Source organism: Capnocytophaga endodontalis (assembly GCF_002209445.1).
GTDB lineage: Bacteria > Bacteroidota > Bacteroidia > Flavobacteriales > Flavobacteriaceae > Capnocytophaga > Capnocytophaga periodontitidis.
This window is the reverse complement of record NZ_CP022022.1, coordinates 2,768,805-2,788,952: the sequence shown is the minus strand read 5'-3', so window position 1 is coordinate 2,788,952 and position 20,148 is coordinate 2,768,805. Positions and strand designations below refer to the sequence as shown.

The 20,148-nt window shown below is 37.8% G+C and carries 18 protein-coding genes; 11 read left to right on the top strand and 7 right to left on the bottom strand.

What is annotated here, in order from left to right:
- The first annotated feature begins 54 nt into the window (after positions 1-54).
- Positions 55-2,085 carry a recombinase gene (locus CBG49_RS12580; RefSeq protein WP_088594739.1) on the top strand — a complete coding sequence of 677 codons (2,031 nt, stop codon included), beginning with the start codon at positions 55-57 and terminating at the stop codon, positions 2,083-2,085.
- A gap of 17 nt (positions 2,086-2,102) precedes the next feature.
- Here the strand turns inward: CBG49_RS12580 and CBG49_RS12575 are convergent, their stop codons facing one another.
- From CBG49_RS12575 to CBG49_RS12550, 6 genes are all read right to left on the bottom strand, one after another.
- Positions 2,103-2,948 carry a hypothetical protein gene (locus tag CBG49_RS12575; protein ID WP_227002895.1) on the bottom strand — a complete coding sequence of 282 codons (846 nt, stop codon included), beginning with the start codon at positions 2,946-2,948 and terminating at the stop codon, positions 2,103-2,105.
- 42 nt (positions 2,949-2,990) lie between these two features.
- Positions 2,991-3,854, bottom strand: coding sequence for a hypothetical protein (locus CBG49_RS12570; protein ID WP_088595332.1), 864 nt, complete (start codon positions 3,852-3,854; stop codon positions 2,991-2,993).
- Positions 3,855-3,934: 80 nt separating this feature from the next.
- The gene (locus CBG49_RS12565) at positions 3,935-4,960 is read right to left on the bottom strand and encodes a hypothetical protein (protein ID WP_088594737.1); all 1,026 of its coding nucleotides are present in this window, start codon (positions 4,958-4,960) and stop codon (positions 3,935-3,937) included.
- Between the two features lie 67 nt (positions 4,961-5,027).
- Positions 5,028-6,050, bottom strand: coding sequence for a hypothetical protein (locus tag CBG49_RS12560; RefSeq protein WP_167372073.1), 1,023 nt, complete (start codon positions 6,048-6,050; stop codon positions 5,028-5,030).
- Between the two features lie 73 nt (positions 6,051-6,123).
- Positions 6,124-7,149 carry a hypothetical protein gene (locus CBG49_RS12555; protein ID WP_088594735.1) on the bottom strand — a complete coding sequence of 342 codons (1,026 nt, stop codon included), beginning with the start codon at positions 7,147-7,149 and terminating at the stop codon, positions 6,124-6,126.
- Between the two features lie 74 nt (positions 7,150-7,223).
- Positions 7,224-8,378, bottom strand: coding sequence for an ATP-binding cassette domain-containing protein (locus CBG49_RS12550; RefSeq protein ID WP_088594734.1), 1,155 nt, complete (start codon positions 8,376-8,378; stop codon positions 7,224-7,226).
- 150 nt (positions 8,379-8,528) lie between these two features.
- On the opposite strand from CBG49_RS12550, the gene glmM reads away from it, so the two are divergent.
- From glmM to CBG49_RS12530, 4 genes are all read left to right on the top strand, one after another.
- Positions 8,529-9,914, top strand: coding sequence for a phosphoglucosamine mutase (gene glmM, locus CBG49_RS12545; RefSeq protein ID WP_088594733.1), 1,386 nt, complete (start codon positions 8,529-8,531; stop codon positions 9,912-9,914).
- Positions 9,915-10,109: 195 nt separating this feature from the next.
- Positions 10,110-11,921: a vWA domain-containing protein gene (locus CBG49_RS12540; protein WP_088594732.1), complete on the top strand. Its 1,812-nt coding sequence runs from the start codon at positions 10,110-10,112 to the stop codon at positions 11,919-11,921.
- A gap of 26 nt (positions 11,922-11,947) precedes the next feature.
- Entirely contained in the window at positions 11,948-13,771 is a 1,824-nt protein-coding gene (locus tag CBG49_RS12535) for a vWA domain-containing protein (protein WP_088594731.1), read from the top strand.
- Positions 13,772-13,824: 53 nt separating this feature from the next.
- The gene (locus CBG49_RS12530) at positions 13,825-14,448 is read left to right on the top strand and encodes a rhodanese-like domain-containing protein (RefSeq protein ID WP_088594730.1); all 624 of its coding nucleotides are present in this window, start codon (positions 13,825-13,827) and stop codon (positions 14,446-14,448) included.
- Between the two features lie 123 nt (positions 14,449-14,571).
- On the opposite strand, the gene panC is transcribed toward CBG49_RS12530, so the two are convergent.
- Positions 14,572-15,414 (bottom strand): pantoate--beta-alanine ligase, encoded by an 843-nt coding sequence (panC, locus tag CBG49_RS12525; protein WP_227002894.1) that lies wholly within the window; start codon positions 15,412-15,414, stop codon positions 14,572-14,574.
- Positions 15,415-15,524: 110 nt separating this feature from the next.
- Between panC and CBG49_RS12520 the strand changes: the two genes are divergently transcribed.
- From CBG49_RS12520 to CBG49_RS12495, 6 genes are read left to right on the top strand one after another with little or no spacing between them, the layout of a single operon-like run.
- The gene (locus CBG49_RS12520; RefSeq protein WP_009413510.1) at positions 15,525-16,334 is read left to right on the top strand and encodes a glycogen/starch synthase; all 810 of its coding nucleotides are present in this window, start codon (positions 15,525-15,527) and stop codon (positions 16,332-16,334) included.
- A 10-nt stretch (positions 16,335-16,344) separates the two neighbouring features.
- Positions 16,345-17,868 (top strand): DUF4270 domain-containing protein, encoded by a 1,524-nt coding sequence (locus CBG49_RS12515; RefSeq protein WP_088594729.1) that lies wholly within the window; start codon positions 16,345-16,347, stop codon positions 17,866-17,868.
- 2 nt (positions 17,869-17,870) lie between these two features.
- Positions 17,871-18,194, top strand: coding sequence for a translation initiation factor (locus tag CBG49_RS12510; RefSeq protein WP_009413508.1), 324 nt, complete (start codon positions 17,871-17,873; stop codon positions 18,192-18,194).
- A gap of 34 nt (positions 18,195-18,228) precedes the next feature.
- On the top strand, positions 18,229-18,975 hold the full coding sequence (fabG, locus tag CBG49_RS12505) for a 3-oxoacyl-[acyl-carrier-protein] reductase (protein ID WP_009413507.1): 747 nt from the start codon (positions 18,229-18,231) through the stop codon (positions 18,973-18,975).
- A 36-nt stretch (positions 18,976-19,011) separates the two neighbouring features.
- Positions 19,012-19,818 carry an outer membrane protein assembly factor BamD gene (locus CBG49_RS12500; RefSeq protein ID WP_088594728.1) on the top strand — a complete coding sequence of 269 codons (807 nt, stop codon included), beginning with the start codon at positions 19,012-19,014 and terminating at the stop codon, positions 19,816-19,818.
- Positions 19,819-19,825: 7 nt separating this feature from the next.
- A complete protein-coding gene (locus CBG49_RS12495) occupies positions 19,826-20,140 on the top strand; it encodes a DNA-directed RNA polymerase subunit omega (RefSeq protein WP_009413506.1) in 315 nt (104 codons plus the stop codon).
- The last annotated feature ends 8 nt before the right edge of the window (positions 20,141-20,148 follow it).

The following is a 20,148-nucleotide window of genomic DNA, read 5'->3' as shown; positions in this document are numbered from 1 at the left end:
TAAATTTTTCGTACCTTTGCACCATTCTAAATTATTAATTGTTAATTGAAAAATATGCCGCTATTCGCAAAAAAATATAAATCTATCTATGAAGTCTTTGAGACTTATATGCACTCATCTAACTACGAAGATATCGATTTCGTGTTTGATGTAGTGAACTACTTTCGCCGCAAAAGTAAAGATAAAAAAACTCCTATCAATATCGATGAGCTCATCTCCGAAATAAAACACGAACCCGAGCGCATTGCTTTCTTCCGAGAAAAACTCCACAATGTATTTGCTAACAAACAAAAAACACTTCTATTCACTGATGCTGGCTTACTCAATAGTGTTTCTTTTTTCAAAGAATTACGCCGCCGCATCAGCCGTCAGCTCCTGCCCGACCAGCCTTCTCAAGAGAATATACAATATGTACTAAACCAAATTTTTTATCGCCCTTCCGATGCTAAATGGGTGTTGCAAATCCCGTTAGACAATTGGAAGGAACTTTTCGATATCCTCTCTGTCAATACTTTTTATGAAGATACAGAGCGCAAAGCTACCTCTAAACAAATCCTTTTAGCTATAATGATTCTCTCACAACGTATGGGAGGACTTGCTCTACAAACCGATGTACACCGTATGGTGCCTGAGTATGCTCATTTAAACAGCCCCTTTATCGCGCTCGACGACGAACTAAATCAACTCGCACGTACTCTCGCTAAAGAAAATAAATCTTATCTCTATATACAAGAACACGAATTAGACTATAAACAACTCAATATCTTAGCTGCCCAATGTGAAGATTTTGTGAACAAAGCCGATGCTAACGCCGAAAAATATGGGGTAACCTTTAGTGTGAACCAAACACTTTTGCTCATCCGTCAGCAGATTAAACGCATCAAGCGTCTTTATAACTACTTGTTTATAGAAAAAGAAGCTGATAAACGCGAAAAAGCAATTGCTTTCTATTTAGATATGGTAAAAACCAATTCTAAGAAAAACAATATTCGCAAATTGATAAATGATAGTGTTTACAACATTACCTACGAGATTACAAATTATACCGGTAAAACAGGGGAACACTACATCACTTCTACAGGTAGAGAGTATTTCAAAATGCTCAAAACGGCTTTATGGGGAGGGGTAATTGTGAGTTTTATGTGTTTGGTAAAACTCTATATGTCTATGGTACCTGACCAAAGTGCGTTTTTCCGCGCTTTAAACTATAGTTTTAACTACGCTATTGGTTTTGTGCTTATTTACCTCACAGGTTCTACTTTGGCTACCAAACAACCTGCAATGACGGCTTCTACCATTGCTAAAACCTTAGAGAACCTAAACGACAACAACGATAAACAAAAACGCCGTCAATATACTGAGTTCTCAGCACTCTTCACGCGTTTATTTCGTTCGCAGTTCATCGCTTTTGTAGGTAATGTGTTTGGAGCTTTCCCCATCTCGATGCTCTTAGTAATAGGAATGAGCTATTTAGAGGGCTATAATATTGCGACTAAAAAGAGTTTACATCTGTTAGAAGACCTTAATATATGGCATACACCTGTGTTCTTACACGCTTGTATCGCTGGGGTCTTTCTCTTTCTATCGGGTATTATTGCGGGTAATGTAGCCAGCGTGAACAACTTCAACAACTTCTATTACCGCCTATCCGAACACCCTTTTCTCAAAGTTTTTTTTGGTAAAGAACGTATGCAACGCATTGCCAATTGGATGCAAAAAAAGTGGCCAAGTATCGTTTCAAATATTTGGTTTGGAGTGTTTATGGGAAGTGCTTGGGCAGTAGGTGAATTCTTCGGTTTACCTATCGATATACGCCACATCACCTTTGCTAGTGGTAATTTAGCTTACGGCTTGTACGGTATGAATTTTATCATTAGCTTAGAAAATATCTTTTGGTGTATTTTAGGGATAGGTATTATCGGTTTGGGTAACTTTATTGTGAGTTTTGGTCTGTCACTATGGATAGCTTTACGCTCTCGTGAAGTCCCCGCTTCCGAACTTAAATACTTAGCACGTTGTGTGTGGAAAGCCTTCAAAGAACGCCCCCGAGCTTTTTTCTTCCCCGTAAGAAATAAAAAATCCTAACCCCTGACCCCTAACCCCTACTCCGGCATTGCCTTCCACTGCTGGATATGGTAATTGTATAAAAATACAAATAGAAAAGCCCCAGCTAAAAGTTGGTAGTAAAGTGATTGAGAAAATTGGTCGATATCTACTTTTAGCAAAGCAATGGTGGAAATAGCAGCAGGGAAGAGCAATAGGCTGAAACAAATGAGAATACCACTGTAGAGTTTGGGAAGCAAAGGTGCACCTATAACCGAGGCTATCGCTACAGCAAAGTAAGCGAATAGATATATCCATAAAACTAACTGAAAATCAATATCACCTACAATAGCAATTATAATGCACAACATTGCTAAAATGAGTGCTAAAACACTGGTGAAAACAATGGTGAGTAGGAAAGTTCGCAATTTGGTAATATACACACAGAAGATAATAAGTGCAATCCCTAAGGCAAAAAGTGAAAAAGGAGCTTTGGTGATAAAGAAATGAATATCAATTAAATCACTATTCTCGATGCCTACAAAAGAAGAAGTACATAACACTCCTAAAGCAAATGATACTGGCAAACCAATCACACTGAGAGTTACGAGAAAAAAGAGTACAAAAGTTCCAAACAACTTTAGCGGACTGTTAGGATAAAACCAATTAAAGGCATTGAATCTGTACAAATCCATCAGCCATTTCACAAAGAAGACAATAAGCCCAATGCGATAGATTTCAAACGGAAGTGCCCAAAATCCTTCAGCAAATCCCATTCCTCCTCTGTTAGAAGCAATAAGTCCTAACAAAAAGAATAACAAATGCGCCCCAAGAGCTACTATTAGCATTGGCACTGCTCGCGTACTCCAAATTAATGGATAATGTTCTAAAAGATACTTTTTCAATTAGCAATCAACAATTAATAATTAATACCTGACCCCAGAAGCCTATTCTGGCACTGCTCTCCATTGGTGCAGTACAGGAGCGTATAACAATATGAAAAGGAAATTAGACAAGAGTATTCCATAATTCAAAAGAGGCATATTGTTAAAAGTCTCTTCTTTGAAAATTAATAAGATAGCTCCGTAAAGGGCAGGGGTAAAGAACAGCAGTGAAAAGTTGATGAGAATCCCAGAAAAGAGTTTGGGCATCGTTGCTAAATTAGTAACAACTACCAATATAGCAATGAAAGGAATTGCCACATACATCCAAACAACAAGTAGAAAAAACAAATTAGCATCAGAAAAAATACTGAATAAAAATGCCGACACCATCCCTAACACGAGTGATAATACCCCCGAAAATACAATTGTAAGCAATAAGGTTCTAACCTCAGTAATCCGTACACAAAGCACTAACAGTGAGATAAAAAGCGATGCGATGAGCAGCCCTTGCACAATAGTTCCTTCCTCAGCGCCATAAAACGGTCTATCAATCACAAGTAAGTGCGTTTTTTCACCAGCCATAAACGAAAGAGAGAAAGTGAGTACCGCAAATATAATTATAAAGTATTGTGTATATAGACCGAGTAACTTCAGCTGATTGCTGGGGTAAAAATGTTTAAAAGCATTGTTTTTAGAGAGTTGCATTAGCCAGAACACTAATAGCAAGATACTCACAATAAGGTGTAACAAAAAAGGAAGAGGGAAAAATTCTTCTCCTATGGTATAAACTCTTTCATATATACTGCCTTTATCAACGATATAGCCCAACAGAAAGAAAAAAACATGTCCGCAAGCAGCAAGACCTAACATTGGCAACAACTTAGTGTTCCAAATCAACGGATAATTTTCTAATAAATATTTTTTCAATTTACAATTAATAATTAACAATTCATAATTTACACTCCTGACACCTGACACCTGCCCCCTAACACCTAAAACCTGACTCTCTACTCCGGCATTGCCTTCCATCGTTTGATAACATTCGTATAAAGCCCTATAAATCCAAGTGAAAGCAGTATTCCAATTCCCCAAAGGATAAGTATTTTTATATCATTCTTAATATCATCTAAATAATATTCTATAAACTCCCACAAATTGTACCTATCTTCTATAATTACAAAAGTAATAACTATAGCAGGAAAAAAGCCAAATAGAGTGGCATTCATTGCGATGCCTCGGTATAGTTTCTTTTTAGATGTAATTGATAGGAAAACCACCGATAGATAGCTAATCCATAGCAGGGATAAAGCAGCAAATGTTTTGAATTTTGTACTTGTGTCTACATATACAATAAGTGTCACTACTAAGGCAAGCAGCAAACACAACAATCCACTAAATACAATAGAGAGTAACACTGTACGCAATGAGGTAATACGTACCGCAAAGAGTAATAATGTGAGTAAAAAAGCGATAATAATTATAAAATTAATTTGCGCATAAAATTTTTCTATAAACACTCGCTCTTTTATAAGTGATGCATTATGAGCTATGTAATACTCTTCTCGCTGAGCTTCAGAAAATTGTTTCATTTCAGAATCGCTAATATACTCAGGATATTGTTGTAGCACACTGTGAAGGTAACTATCAGTATACCGCCAATATACTTTAGCTTTCTCACCTGTCATAAATGAAAAACCAGTACTGATAATCCCCAAAATAACAGCGAAATACACTACAAAACGCCAAAACAATTGCCAACGACTCACAGGGTAGAAACGATCAAAAGCATTGTTTCTAAACAAATAGATAAACCAACCTACCAATAACAAAACAATTATAATAAAGTTTAACAACATTGGTAAGCCATTAAACGAGTCCCCCCACGGGTAATACTCTTTACATAACTTTCCGTCGGTGAGCATTATAAATCCCAAAGCGAAAAAGACTAAATGAGATAAGAATATCAGTGGTAATAACAGTATCACCTGCGTATTCCAAATTGCTGGATAACGTTCTAATAAATATTTTTTCAATTGATAATGAGTGTTTTATAATTAATAACCTATACCTCCTAAAACCTAACACCTGACCCCTGACACTCTACTCCGGCATTGCCTTCCATCGTTTGATAACATTCGTATAAAGCCCTACAAACACAAATGAAAGCAGTATCCCTACTATTGAAATTATAAGTTCTCTTATATCGTACCAATAACTGTAATTCTTTTCTAAAAAATACCACCAATTATATCTCTCTCCTATAGCTATTAGAGTAGTGATTGTTATAGGTAGAAAACCAAATAGTGAAATATTCATTGCAATACCTCGATATTGTTTTTTATCAGAGAAAATAGATAAAGCAATCACTGAAAGGTAAGTCAACCATAAGATTGTCAGCACTACATATACATCTCGCATTTCAAACATATTGCTCTCCAAAACCAATATGAGCACTAAGCCAAGCAGCAAGCACAACAAGCCACTGAAAACAATAGAGAGCAACACTGTACGCAATGAGGTGATACGTACTGTAAAAATCAATATAGTTAAAACAAAAGCAATAATGATTACAAGAAAAATTTCATCATCAAAATTTTCTATAAACACTTGTTTTTTTATTTGTGATGCATTATGAACTATGTGATATTCCTTTAGTTGATCATCAGATAATTGTTCCCTTTCAGAATCGCGAATATCCTCAGGGTATTGTCGTAATACACTATGAATGTAGCTATCGGTATACCGCCAGTATACTTTAGCTTTCTCACCTGCCATAAATGAAAAACTAGAACTTGTAATTCCGCCAATAACAGCAAAGTATACTACAAAACGCCAAAACAATTGCCAACGACTCACAGGGTAGAAACGCTCAAAAGCATTGTTTCTAAACAAATAAATAAGCCAACCTACTAATAGCAAAACAATTATAATAAAGTTTAACAACATAGGTAAGCCATTAAACAAGTTTCCCCACGGGTAATAGGAAATTCCTAACGTGCTATCAGTGAGCATTATAAATCCCAATCCAAAAAAGACTAAATGGGATAAGAGTATCAGTGGTAATAACAATACCACGTGTGTATTCCAAATTGCTGGATAACGTTCTAATAAATATTTTTTCAATTGATAATGAGTGTTTTATAATTAATAAGCTATACCCCCTAAAACCTAACACCTGTCCCCTGACCCCTAACCTCTACTCCGGCATTGCTCTCCATCGTTTGATAACATTCGTATAAAGTCCTATAAATCCAATTGAGAGCAATATGCTACAGCTAAAAATGATAAGTTCCTCGAAGTTATGCCAGAGTGAATAATGAATATCATTATCATAACTCCTTCTAAAGTATCTCTTTTCTAAAAAGAAAAGAGTAGCTATTATGATAGGAAAGAAAGCTAATATTGTGATATTCATAGCGATACCTCTCTGTAGTTTATTAGAGGAGGTAGTGGAGTATAAAAGTATTGAGAGATAGATAATCCATAAGAGAAAAAACAATATACTATCTTCTCTATAATTTTCAATATCCATAAATAATATGAATACTACTAACAGAGCGAATAATAAACATAACAATCCACTAAATAAAATAGTTAGCAATGCTGTACGTAATGAAGTGATACGTACTATAAAGAGCAACGATGTGAGTATAAAAACAGCTGTTTCTACCATTGTAATTTCCTCATTGAGCTCCATTACAAACAAGCGTTTCTTGATATCTTTAGCATTGTTAGCTATGTTGTATTCCCTTTGTTGTGCTTCAGGGAGTCTCTCTACATTCTCAAAGTTAAAATTTTTAGGGTATTGTTGTAATACATTGTGTATATAGCTGTCGGTATATCGCAAATGTACTTTAGCCGATTCACCTATTGTAAACGAAAGCCCTGAACTGAGTATGCCTCCCATAATAAACAGATATATCACAAACTGCCTGAATAATTGCCACTCACTCACAGGATAAAAACGTTTAAAAGCATTATTCTTAAACAAACGAATGAACCATCCTACTAACATTAGTACAATGATAATAAAGCTCATCACCATAGGCAACCCTTCAAAATGGTTTTCCAAACCAAAAGAATAGTTGCTCATATTCTCATCGGTAATAGTAGCAAATCCCCACAAGAAAAAGAATAAGTGGATTGCAAAAATGAGAGGCAACGCCCACATTAAGTGAGTATTCCAAATTGCTGGATAACGTTCTAATAAATATTTTTTCAATTGATAATGAGTGTTTTATAATTAATAAGCTATACCTCCTAAAACCTAACACCTGACACCTGAAACCTGACCCCCTAACTCACAAAAAATCTCCTTGTACTAGCCGAAATATTTCGTATATAAGTAAGCTCGATTTTAGCTTTACCAAGAGCTTCTAACACAGTAGAATATTCTGTACCTTCAGCAAAATAAGCGATGTAAATACCTCCGTTGTACTGCAATTTTTCAAGATTAAAAGTGCTAAAAACTGCTAATAATTCCTCTCTGCTGTTAGTAGTGTCAATTTCTACGATGAGTGGGGTAGGGGTGTTCTCTTGGGTAGTCTCAACATTTTCGCGGTATTGTCCGTTTTTGAGGAAAATTACCTTGTCAGATATTTTTTCCACTTCAAAGAGTTGTTGAGAACTCAATATCAAAGCGATAGGGTGATTTACTGAGTTGGCTATCATTTTGAGGTCTTCTAATATTACCTGTTGTGCCAATACGTCTAAGTTCCCTAAAGGCTCATCTAAAAGCAATAATTCTGGCTGACGTAATAGGGTGCGCGCTAATTCAAAACGCATTTTATACCCCGATGATAGCGCATTCCAGTTTAGATTGCGGTATTTCCACAAACCTAAACGGGCAATCATTAGCAGAGTGCGTGGTTCGTTTTCTTCAGCGGGGATACCATAGCACGCCAAAGTAAATTTGAGATTGTCTTTCAAACTACCATACCATTTATCGGTGCGTTGGGGAATGTAAGCTAATTTAGTGCGTAAATCGTATTCATTAGTAGGCGTTTCTTTGAAGTAATAGGTCATTTCGCCCGAATTATAGGAGAGGTCGTGCGCTAAGATGCGTAAAAGGGTTGTTTTTCCGTTGCCATTTTCACCTACTAAACCGTAAACTTGCCCTTTATTAATAGTAAGTGATACAGGACCTAATGAAAACATTCCCGAATTATAGGTTTTTTTTAGGTCTTTAGCAACAAGCACAGGTTTTTCGGTTGCAGCTTCTTCTACGGTGCATCGCCCTACTTCTTCAAGTAGTGCAGTAGCCTTTTCCGTAAGTTGATCCAACTCATTAGGATTGTTTTCCTTCCAGTCGGTAAGTTCTATAGCCTTTAGGTAGAGAGGCATTTGTTGTGTGTCGGCTACACAATCTAAAAGTTTGCGAAAGCCTAATTCAGTATCTTTTTGTGTAAAGAATTTAAGAGCGTCTTGCACGCGGAGTTGATGTTTTGTCATAAACGAATAGTTTGATGCGACAAAAGTAGTCAATAATTAGTAAATTAGCAAATTAGTATAAAAAAAACATCTTTCGTAACTCGTAATTCGCAATAATTTATTACCTTTGCGCTTATTAATTCTAAATTATAAAATTTTAATTGTAAGAATATGTCTCTAATAAAATCTATATCAGGCATTCGCGGTACTATAGGGGGAGTACCCGATGACAACTTAACCCCCATTGATGCTGTAAAATTTGCCGCTGCTTATGGCACGTGGCTCAAAAAACATATTTATAAAACCCGTGTAAAAGTGGTTGTAGGTCGTGATGCGCGTATTTCGGGTGAAATGGTACAGAATCTCGTGCAATACACCCTTGTAGGTTTAGGAATTGATGTGGTAGATATAGGTTTGAGTACCACCCCTACTGTAGAAGTGGCGGTTACTATGGAACAAGCCGATGGCGGTATTATCCTCACTGCCAGTCATAATCCTAAACAGTGGAATGCCCTCAAATTGCTGAATAACAAAGGTGAGTTTCTCAACGCTCAGGAAGGCGAAGAAATTTTGCGCATTGCTGCTGCCAATGAGTTCTCTTTTGCCGAAGTAGATGCCCTAGGGCATATCACTCACAACGATACTTATATACAACGCCATATCGATGCGGTGCTTTCGCTCTTGCCATTGGCAACTTTGGAAGCTATTCGCAAACGCAAATTCAAAGTAGCGGTCGATGCTGTAAACTCTACTGGAGGTATCGCTATCCCACTTTTGTTAGAACGCTTGGGAGCTGAGGTGGTACAACTCTACTGTGAACCTAACGGTCAGTTTCCGCATAATCCCGAACCTCTTAAAGAACATCTTTCCGATATCTGTGCTAAGGTAGTGGAAGTAAAAGCCGATTTAGGGGTGGTGGTAGACCCCGATGTAGACCGCCTTGCGCTTATTACCGAAGAAGGCGAAATGTTTGGTGAAGAATATACCCTTGTTGCCTGCGCCGATTATTACCTCGGTAAAAAGAAAGGTAATGTGGTGTCTAACCTCTCCTCTTCACGTGCTTTGCGTGATATAGCCGAAAAACACGGGGTAGAATACGCTGCAGCTGCTGTTGGTGAGATAAATGTAGTAACCAAAATGAAAGAAGTAAATGCAGTAATAGGAGGTGAAGGTAATGGCGGAGTGATTTTCCCCGAATTGCATTACGGTCGTGATGCCTTAGTGGGGGTAGTGCTTTTCCTCTCTCTTTTGGTTGAAAAAGGTACTACTGTGAGTGCTTTGCGTCGTAGTTATCCCGCTTATTTTATGAGCAAAAACAAAATTCAACTCACTACCGGACTCAATCCGGACAAGGTGTTGCAGGCAATGCAAGAAAAGTACGCACACGAGCAAATCACCACTATCGACGGACTCAAAATTGACTTTCCTTTCAGCTGGGTACACTTGCGCAAATCGAATACCGAGCCGATTATCCGTATCTATACTGAGGCTAAAACTCAGGCAGAAGCCGATGCTTTAGCCACCCGCTTTATGGAGGAAATGGCTGCGATTAGTTAAGGTTGATTGCTTGATAATCAGTTGTACCCTCTTAACACTACGTTCGCTTTGTAAAACACCCCTCCAACCCGTCCGAATTGTCCGACTCGTCTAACTTGTCCAATAAAATAAATTTTAATACTCAATCAATTGTTAGGTAGTCCCCTAAGGACTAACAATTAACCTCTAATAAACTAACATCTAATAACTGACAATATGAAACAAATTTTATTATTCTGCTTTCTGTTTATAGGAAGTCTCCACGCGCAAGAGTACGAAGTAACGGGTACTGTATCCGATACTTCAAACAGAGCTTTGCAATTCGTATCAGTAGTGATTAAAGGTACTGCTCAAGGAGTTACTACCAATAAAGAAGGTAAATACTCCATTAAGGTAAAGAAAGGAAAAACCTTGCAATTTGTTGCTATGGGCTATAAAACTCAAGAAGTCAAAATTACTGGGCAAAAAGTAATTGATATAGCTTTAGAAGAAATTTCCGAGATAGAAGAAACCGTATTAGTTGGCTATGCTCCTGTAAGGAAAGCATCTTTTGTTTCTTGTGCAGTAGCCGTAAAAAGTTACTCAGCAGGAAGACAACGAAAACGTAAACCCCAAGGGAGAAGACTAACCGAAACTTATAAAGCTATTGATGAGAATGGCTTTAAAAGCACTGCTACCGACCCTCTTACTACCTTTGCCGCCGATGTAGATAATGCTTCCTACAGCAATGTACGTCGTATGATCAATGATAAGCAAAAACCCGATAAAGATGCGGTGCGCATAGAGGAACTTATCAACTATTTTGACTATAACTATACTCCTCCAGCCGAAGGTAGTAAAACACCTCTCAATGCGACCACTACCCTAAGTAAATGTCCTTGGAATACAGATAACTATTTGTTGCGTATCGGGTTGCAAGCTAAAAAAATAGACCTTACTAAAGCACCTCTTTCTAATATAGTGTTTTTGATAGATACCTCTGGCTCTATGTATTCACCCGACAAATTGCCCTTACTTAAAGAGTCGTTTAAGCTACTCTTGGAAAGCTTACGACCTGAAGATAGGGTAGCGATTGTAGTCTATGCGGGAGCTGAAAGGGTAGCTTTGCCTTCTACACCTGCCAAAGAAAAAGATACAATTATTAAGGTTTTAGAAAACTTAGAAGCAGGTGGCTCTACCGCTGGAGGAGCTGGTATTCAAAAAGCCTATCAAATTGCCCGCGAGAACTTTATAGAAAAAGGAAATAACCGCATTATATTAGCTACCGATGGTGATTTCAATGTCGGTGTGCGCTCCGATGGCGAATTGAAACGCTTGGTAGAAAAAGAACGCCAAAGCGGAGTCTATATATCTGTATTGGGCTATGGTATGGGTAATTATCGCGATGATATGCTCGAAACTATAGCCAATAAAGGAAATGGTAATTATGCCTATATCGATAATATCGCCGAAGCAAAAAAAGTATTGGTGAATGAATTTGGTGGTACGCTCTACACCGTAGCCAAAGATGTGAAGCTACAGTTAGAATTCAACCCCCAATATGTGAAACAATACCGCCAAATAGGCTATGAAAACCGTGCCTTAGCCAATGAAGACTTTAAAGATGATAGTAAAGATGCTGGCGAAATAGGTGCAGGACATACTGTAACAGTGCTCTATGAATTAGTGCCTGCTAAAGGAAAAACAACTGACGAGTTGCGCTACCAAAAGCAAAATACACAAGCTCATAAAGATGAACTCGCTTTCCTCAAAATACGCTATAAAGACCCTTACATCAAACGTGCTAAAAGCGTAGAAGAAAGCACTCCTATTCCTTTTACTCTCACCGACCTCGCCCAAACCGATGATGATTATCGCTTTGCCGCCGCTGTTGCCGAATGGGGAATGCTCCTAAGAAATTCTAAATACAAAGCACAATCTTCTTATAATCAAGTACTCGAATTAGCCAAAAACGCTCTCGGTGAAGACAAAGAAGGCTACCGTAAAGAATTTATAGATTTAGTTGAGCTTTCCGAAAAAATAAAATAACAACCCAAATTCAAATAACTAATAATATGAAACAAATTTTATTATTCTGCTTCCTGTTTATAGGAAGCCTCTACGCACAAGAGTATGAAGTAACAGGAAAGGTTACTGATGTTTCTAATGATCCTTTACCTGGAGTTTCAGTACTCATCAAAGGAACTACCCAAGGAGTTTCTACTGATTTTGATGGTAAATACACTATCAAAGTAAAGAATGGTGATATCCTAGAGTTTTCTTCTTTAGGAATGAAAACCAAACAAGTGAAAGTTAATGGGCAAAAAGTCATCAATGTAGTTTTAGAAGACGATAACGTTGCCCTTCAAGAAGTGGTGGTAACAAGTAATGAAACTGCAAAAAGACGAGATGTAACTAGTTCCTCTATACGTATAAGAGGTGCAGGAAGTGTTAGTGGAAATTATGGAACAAAAAATGGCTATACTTTAAATACTTCTCGCGAGACTTATAAAGCGATAGATGAAGGCGGATTTAAGAAAACAGCGAAAGACCCTGTAACTACTTTCTCTGCCGATGTAGATAGAGCTTCTTATAGCAATGTGCGTCGTATGCTCAACTACGGACAAAAGCCTCATAAAGATGCAGTACGCATAGAGGAACTCATTAATTATTTTGATTATAACTATGCACCTCCATCCGAAGGTAGCAAAACACCTCTCAATGCTACAACAACGCTAAGTAGCTGTCCTTGGAATCCTGATAACTACTTGTTGCGTATTGGATTACAAGCAAAGAAAATAGATTTTACCAAAGCGCCTCCTTCTAATATAGTATTCTTGATAGACACCTCAGGTTCTATGGACGAACCCAATAAAATGCCTCTACTCAAAGCATCGTTCAAATTGCTTTTGGATAACTTACGTCCAGAAGATAGGATAGCGATTGTAGTCTATGCAAGTCAGACAGGTATTGCTTTACCTTCTACTCCAGCGAAAGAAAAAGAGAAAATCTCCAAAGTGATAAACGATTTGGTAGCTAGTGGATCTACAGCAGGAGGAGCAGGATTACAAACTGCCTATGAAGTAGCCGAAAAAAACTTTTTACCCAAAGGTAATAACCGTATTATCTTGGCTACCGATGGTGATTTCAACGTAGGAATTTCTTCACGTGATGAGTTGCAACGATTGGTAGAAGAGAAGCGCAACAATGGAATTTATATTTCGGTATTGGGCTATGGTATGGGAAATTACCGCGATGATATGGTAGAAACCATTGCCAACAAAGGGAATGGTAACTATGCTTATATCGATAATTTTACTGAAGCTAAAAAAGTATTGGTAAATGAATTTGGTGGTACACTTTACACCGTAGCCAAAGATGTGAAACTACAGTTAGAATTCAATCCTCAATATGTGAAAGAATACCGCTTGGTAGGCTATGAAAACCGTACTTTAGCCAATGAAGATTTTGAAGACGACAAGAAAGATGCTGGTGAGATAGGTGCAGGACATACTGTAACCGCTTTGTATGAATTGATACCTACCAAAGGAGCTACTACCGATGGGTTGCGTTATCAAAAACAAGTGAAAGAAGGATTTGCTAATGAATTAGCTTTCCTCAAAATACGTTATAAAGACCCTGTGGTAAAAGATGCTAAAAGCGTAGAAGAAAGCACTCCTATTCCTTTTACTCTCACCGACCTCTCCCAAACCGATGATGATTATCGCTTTGCCGCTGCTGTCGCCGAATGGGGAATGCTCTTAAGAAATTCTAAATACAAAGCAAAATCCTCATATAAACAAGTAATAGATTTAGCTAAGAATGCGACTGGGAAAGATGAGGAGGGCTATCGCAAAGAGTTCATTCGCTTGGTTGAACTTTCCGAAAAAATAAAATAATAAACTAACCCCTGCCCCTAAAACATAGTAAACTAACAAACAAACTAACAATAATGAAATATTCAATAACTTTAGGAATGCTTTTGCTTACGATGATTACAGCAAAAGCTCAAACGCTAGCCGAGCGTATTAATGCTAAAAATGCCACTTTAATTGATGTGCGTACCCCCGAAGAATTTGCTAAGGGTACAGCCGAAGGAGCAATTAATATCCCGTTGGAAGAAATAGGAGCTCGATGGCAAGAATTAAGAGGAAAAGAGAATGTTGTACTCTTTTGTCGTCGAGGCATTCGTGCAGGCAAAGCACAAGATATTCTCAAGAAGCACAATATTACAGCCGTCAATGGCAAAACTGTAGAGCATATAAAATCTTTGCAAAAAGTAAATTTAGCCGATAAACTTACTTTCCGCAATGATAAACAAACTACCTATTTCGTAAAAGATGGTCAAAATGTGAGACAAGTAGCCATAGCTTTAGGTGAAGGAGCTGTACTAAAAAAACATACTACTAATATCCCCGCAACCCTTATTATGGTAAAAGGAACTGTGCGTTTTCTTATTAATGGTGAAGAAGTTGTACTCAAAGACCTCGATACCTATCAAATCCCTGTAGATGTAGAACACGAAGTGATAGGAGTTGAGAAAGAAAATATATTTATAGTAACCAAAGGAAATTAAGTTTAAGTAACAATAGGTAACAAGTAACAAAAACTACCCGTGAGCTCATACCTTTTGCAGAGTTGAATACTCTGTTTAGAGTATGTTATGTAGGGGCGTTTTGCAAACGCCCCTACCAAATCATCACATCGCCAAATTATCTATGAGTCTCACTCCCTCAGCGTGTACCACTATAAAAGCGCGGTACTCTTTCCCTGCTTCTTTGGTAGTTGCGTGTTGCAAGGTATGAGCATCAGTAATAGTAAAATACTCTAAAGTAAAATCGGGTTCTTTGTCAAAAGTATCCACCACCCACGCTTCTACTTCAGTAGGAGTATAAGTAGCGAAACGCTCTTTGGCAGCGAGTAGGGTACGGTAAATGAAAGAAGCGCGATGTATCATAGCTTCACTTAGTAAAGCATTGCGTGAACTGAGGGCTAACCCTTCGCTATTGCGCACGATAGGGCAGGGGACGATAGTCACAGGTAAGCCTGTTTGTCGTACCATTTGCTGGATGATGAGCAGTTGTTGGTAGTCTTTTTCACCAAAGTAAGCTTTGTTGGGCATTACAATTTCGAAAAGTTTTTTAACAATCGTACCTACACCATCAAAATGCCCAGGTCGCGATGTGCCTTCCATTACTTTGTCTAATCCAGCAAAGTCAAATGGCTGAGCTACTACTTCATCGCCGTAAATATCGCTAACAGCAGGAGCAAAAATAATTACCTCTTTGCTATATTGGGCAATCTTATCAGCATCGGCTGTTAAGGTACGTGGATACTTCTCTAAATCGGTAGGATTGTTGAATTGTGTTGGGTTCACAAAAATACTCACAACGGCTATGTCGTTCTCTTCTTTAGCTTTTTTTACAAGCGATAAATGCCCGTCGTGTAAAGCACCCATAGTAGGTACTAAACCTATTGTTTTTCCCTGATTTCTAAGGGTTTCCATAAGTAAATGGAGTTCCTTTTGCTGTGTGTAAATCATCGATATAAAATCTTTTTTGGGTGCAAACTTATATAATTTTATGGATATGTGCATATTTTTTTGTACTTTTGTGCCTTCTAAGAGCAAAATAATTTAAAGAAATACTCTTTATGAAAGATAAAAAAGTACTCTACGTATCGTCTGAAGTATTGCCTTATTCACCTTATAGTGAATTAGCTAAAATGTCGTTTGAAGCCCCCAGAATGGTGAATGCTAACGGCGGTCAAATACGTATCTTTATGCCTAAATTTGGCAATATCAACGAACGCCGTCACCAGCTACACGAAGTGATACGCCTATCGGGTATGAATATTGTCATCAACGATATCGATGTACCTCTCATCATCAAAGTAGCTTCTATCCCTAAGGAACGCATACAAGTGTACTTTATTGATAATGACGAGTATTTCACACGTACTGGCACACTCTTTGATGAAGAAAACAATATGTATCCCGATAACGATGAGCGCTGTATCTTCTTCGCCAAAGGTATCGTCGAAACAGTGAAAAAACTCAATTGGTTACCCGATATCATCCACATACACGGCTGGGTGTCTGCTTTGTTACCTCTCTATTTGCGCACTTACTATAAAGATGAACCTATCTTTTCCGAAAGTAAAATCATTACCTCTGTGTTCGATAGTGATTACGATGGAGCTCTCGATTCTGCCTTAATCAACAAAGTAGCTTTTGATGGCATTAGCAAAAAAACAATCGACCCCCTCAAAAACCCTACTTACTACAACCTGATGCGCATCGCTATCAAGCACTCCGATGGCGTAATTGTAGTGAGTGAAAAGATGCCCGACGATTTCAAAACTTATCTCAAAAACTTGAGAAAACCAGTGATTTACAATAGCGATAAAGAAACTTTCCAAGAGTCTTACCGCGAATTTTACACTAAAATACTAAAGAAATAACAATAAACGAATGAATAACACTTACAAATTACTTTTTTTCCTCACTGTACTAACGCTTTTTAGCGCCTGCTCTTCCGACGATTTCAACGAAATAGATGGCGCACTCCTCAAAAATCCTAACTACGAAACCAGTGTCTTCACCCCTACTATTTCGGTGAACCAAATCAAACAAACTGCCGTACAAACCAATGGCTTAGGTGGGTATTTGCTTGGGCAATACACTCAAGCGCCTTTTGGTACTAAATCAGCTACTATTGTAGCACAAGTAGGGCTCTCAACGGCTGCCCCTACTTTTGGTAGCAAAACTCAAGCGTTAGAAAATAGCGAAAACAAACCTGAAAACGAAAAAGTAACTAAGGCGTATTTGTACATTCCTTTCTTCAACCCTAATAGCTTAAATAATAATGCTACCTATAGCCAAAATACTGAATACCAATTAGATTCTATTTATGGCGACAAAAGTGCTTCTTTCCGTGTAGAAGTAAAAGAAACAAATTACTTCCTTAGTGATATAGGTACTGACCTGAAAGCTAAAGTCTATTATTCTAATAATACTGAAGTACTTACAAATTTAGGTAGTTCCATCGTTTCAGCTACTACTTCAGCTACTACTATTAGTAATAAAACGATTACACGCTTCCAGTTTGATGATCCTAAAACTACTACCGATGAGTCTAAAACAGTATACGATAATTTAGCTCCTGGATTGCGCATCCCCCTTAACACTACTTTCTTCCAAACAAAAATATTAGATAAGGAAGGAAGCAACGAATTAACAAATGTAAACGACTTTAAAAAGTATTTTAAAGGAATACAAATCAGTACCTCTAACTTCTCTAAAGATGTGATGATGCTCCTCAATATAGCAAATGCCAAAATACAGTTAGAATATAGCTATACCGCTTATGTAAGTGGTAGCACTGCTACTAAAACACAATATAGCCGTTATGATTTGCCCCTCAATGGCATTGCTCTAAACCTTTTCAACAATGCTGGTGAAAGCCTTACCGATACTAGTAAAATCTATTTGAGTGGTGCTTTAGGGCAAACTGCTTCTATTACCATTTCGGATACCGATATTGCTCGCATCAAATCTGAAAAGTGGTTAGTTACCGATGCAAGTCTATTTTTCTATGTAGATAATAGTGTTACTTATACTAAAACCCCCGACCGCCTCTATATCTACAATGCTCAAACGGGTGCTGTATTAGCCGATTATCAGTACGATCCTACAGCTAATAACAATCAATCTTCCTATTCACACTTGGTGCACTTAGGTAGATTGCAAAAAGAAAACGGAGTAGGTAAATATTATCAACTGAGAATTACCAATCACATCCTCAATATGGTAACAAATAATACTACCAATGTTCCTTTAGCAATTGCTATAGGATCTAATATCAAGCAAACTGCTGTAGGTAGTTATAAAAGTGCAAGTGGTGATGGTAAAATAGCTAAAACAGCTCTTGCTACCCCCTTAGGCGTGGTGATTAAAGATATAAAATTGATTATCAACTATACCAAAGTAAAATAAGTATGGACTTAAGAGACCAACTTAAAAATCTTTTTCCTGATCATATAGAAGAAGAAACTCCTCAAGAAACTCCTTCTACTATATGGTTGCAAGATGAGCCCTTGCTTTGTAAATACGAAAAGCGCAAAGGCAAACCCGTAACTGTAATCGAAGGTTACAATGGAGCAGATAGCGATTTCAAAATATTAGCAAAAGAGCTCAAAACATACCTTGGAGTAGGAGGAACAGTGAAAGACGACTCTATCCTCATACAAGGTGATTACCGCGATACTATTATGCAACTCCTTAAAGAAAAAGGATTTAAAGTAAAACGCGTAGGAGGTTAAAGATAATTAACAATTCATAATTAACGATTATAATATGAAATTATTAGAAGGAAAAACCGCTATTATCACTGGTGCTAGTCGTGGTATCGGTCGTGGTATAGCCGAAGTATTTGCCGCTCACGGAGCGAACATTGCTTTTTCATACAGCTCTTCAGTAGAGGCTGCAAAAACTTTAGAAAATGAATTAGCTGCACAAGGTGTAAAAGTGAAAGGCTACCAAAGTGATGCCTCTAACTTTGCTCAATCTCAAGAATTTGTCGATGCTGTAGTTGCCGAGTTTGGCACCGTTGATATCCTCGTAAACAACGCTGGTATTACTAAGGACAACCTACTGATGCGTATCAGTGAAGAGGATTTCGATAAAGTAATCGAAGTAAACCTCAAATCAGTGTTTAATATGACCAAAGCGGTACAACGTACTATGCTCAAACAGCGCAAAGGCTCTATTATTAATATGAGTAGCGTGGTAGGGGTAAAAGGTAATGCTGGTCAGTCTAACTATGCTGCCTCTAAAGCAGGAATTATCGGCTTTACTAAGTCGATAGCCTTGGAATTAGGCTCTCGTAACATCCGCTGTAATGCCATTGCGCCAGGTTTTATCGAAACTGAAATGACTGCTGTACTCGATGAAAAAGTAGTACAAGGATGGCGTGATGCTATTCCTCTTAAACGTGGCGGACAGCCTGAAGATGTAGCCAATGCTTGCGTGTTTTTAGCCTCCGATATGTCGGCTTACATCACTGGACAAGTACTCAATGTAGATGGCGGAATGCTCACATAATTTTGTTATTTCAGAAAAACTTTTTACTTTTGCCGAATGTTAATGAAAAAATATATCATCATCGGTCTGCTCGGTGTGCTTTTAGCCTCCTGTGGTGAGTACCAAAAAGCCCTCAAATCTACAGATGGAAGTGTCAAATACATCGAAGCTGAAAAGCTCTATAAGGCTAAAAAATACAAAAAAGCGAATCGCCTTTTTGAACAAATAGCCTCAGAATATGCAGGAAAACCTCAAGGGGAACGCATCTACTATATGTATGGTGATGCTTGTTATCAACTCAAGCAGTACAGTTTAGCTTCCTATCAATTCGAACGTTTGCAGAAGCTGTACCCTCGTAGTGAAAAAGCTACCGAAGCTTCCTTCTTAGAAGCTAAATCACTATACTTAGAAACACCTAAGTATAGTGTAGATCAAACCTATACTTATCAGGCACTCGAAAAACTGCAGTACTTTTTGGATAGATATCCTAATAGTGAGTATACCAAAGAGGCTAACGAACTTACCTTAGATTTGGTAACGCGTTTAGAGAAAAAAGATTTTGAAATTGCCAAACAGTACGATAAGATTCGTGACTATCAGGCAGCGATGAAATCATTAGATAATTTCTTGACCGATAATCCTGGAAGCCCTTTCAGAGAAGAAGCCTTGTACACCCGTTTGCACTCAGCTTATGAGTGGGCGATCAATAGTGTGGAAAGCAAAAAAGAAGAACGCCTCAATACAGCTAAAGAAGCCTATGACAACTTGTTGCGTGCTTACCCTGAAAGCAAATTCAAAAAGGAAGCTGAGAATATGCTCGTTAAAATTAATACATCACTAAAAAGTTTTACATCACAAAAATAATTACATTATGGATTTTAAAAAAATAGATGCTCCTACCTCTACGATTACTTACAACAAATCGGCTATAGAAGCACCTACTGGTAATATTTACGAGGCCATCTCTATTATTGCCAAACGTGCTAACCAAATAAACGCCGAAATTAAAAAAGAATTGGTAGAAAAGTTAGAGGCTTTCGCTACTAATAACGATAGCTTAGAGGAAATCTTTGAGAACAAAGAACAAATAGAAGTATCTCGTTTCTACGAGCGTTTGCCTAAACCTCAAGCCATCGCTGTAAAAGAATGGTTAGACGGTAAGGTATACTACCGTGAAACCGAATAAAAATGGGT

Bases quoted from the DNA above. Each gene is read 5' to 3' on its own strand.
- CBG49_RS12520 (WP_009413510.1), top strand. From the start codon at position 15,525: ATGAAAGATAAAAAAGTACTCTACGTATCGTCTGAAGTATTGCCTTAT.
- CBG49_RS12580 (WP_088594739.1), top strand. From the start codon at position 55: ATGCCGCTATTCGCAAAAAAATATAAATCTATCTATGAAGTCTTTGAG.
- CBG49_RS12510 (WP_009413508.1), top strand. From the start codon at position 17,871: ATGGACTTAAGAGACCAACTTAAAAATCTTTTTCCTGATCATATAGAA.
- CBG49_RS12540 (WP_088594732.1), top strand. From the start codon at position 10,110: ATGAAACAAATTTTATTATTCTGCTTTCTGTTTATAGGAAGTCTCCAC.
- glmM (WP_088594733.1), top strand. From the start codon at position 8,529: ATGTCTCTAATAAAATCTATATCAGGCATTCGCGGTACTATAGGGGGA.
- CBG49_RS12515 (WP_088594729.1), top strand. From the start codon at position 16,345: ATGAATAACACTTACAAATTACTTTTTTTCCTCACTGTACTAACGCTT.
- fabG (WP_009413507.1), top strand. From the start codon at position 18,229: ATGAAATTATTAGAAGGAAAAACCGCTATTATCACTGGTGCTAGTCGT.
- CBG49_RS12495 (WP_009413506.1), top strand. From the start codon at position 19,826: ATGGATTTTAAAAAAATAGATGCTCCTACCTCTACGATTACTTACAAC.
- CBG49_RS12530 (WP_088594730.1), top strand. From the start codon at position 13,825: ATGAAATATTCAATAACTTTAGGAATGCTTTTGCTTACGATGATTACA.
- panC (WP_227002894.1), bottom strand. From the start codon at position 15,414: ATGATTTACACACAGCAAAAGGAACTCCATTTACTTATGGAAACCCTT.
- CBG49_RS12550 (WP_088594734.1), bottom strand. From the start codon at position 8,378: ATGACAAAACATCAACTCCGCGTGCAAGACGCTCTTAAATTCTTTACA.
- CBG49_RS12535 (WP_088594731.1), top strand. From the start codon at position 11,948: ATGAAACAAATTTTATTATTCTGCTTCCTGTTTATAGGAAGCCTCTAC.
- CBG49_RS12500 (WP_088594728.1), top strand. From the start codon at position 19,012: ATGTTAATGAAAAAATATATCATCATCGGTCTGCTCGGTGTGCTTTTA.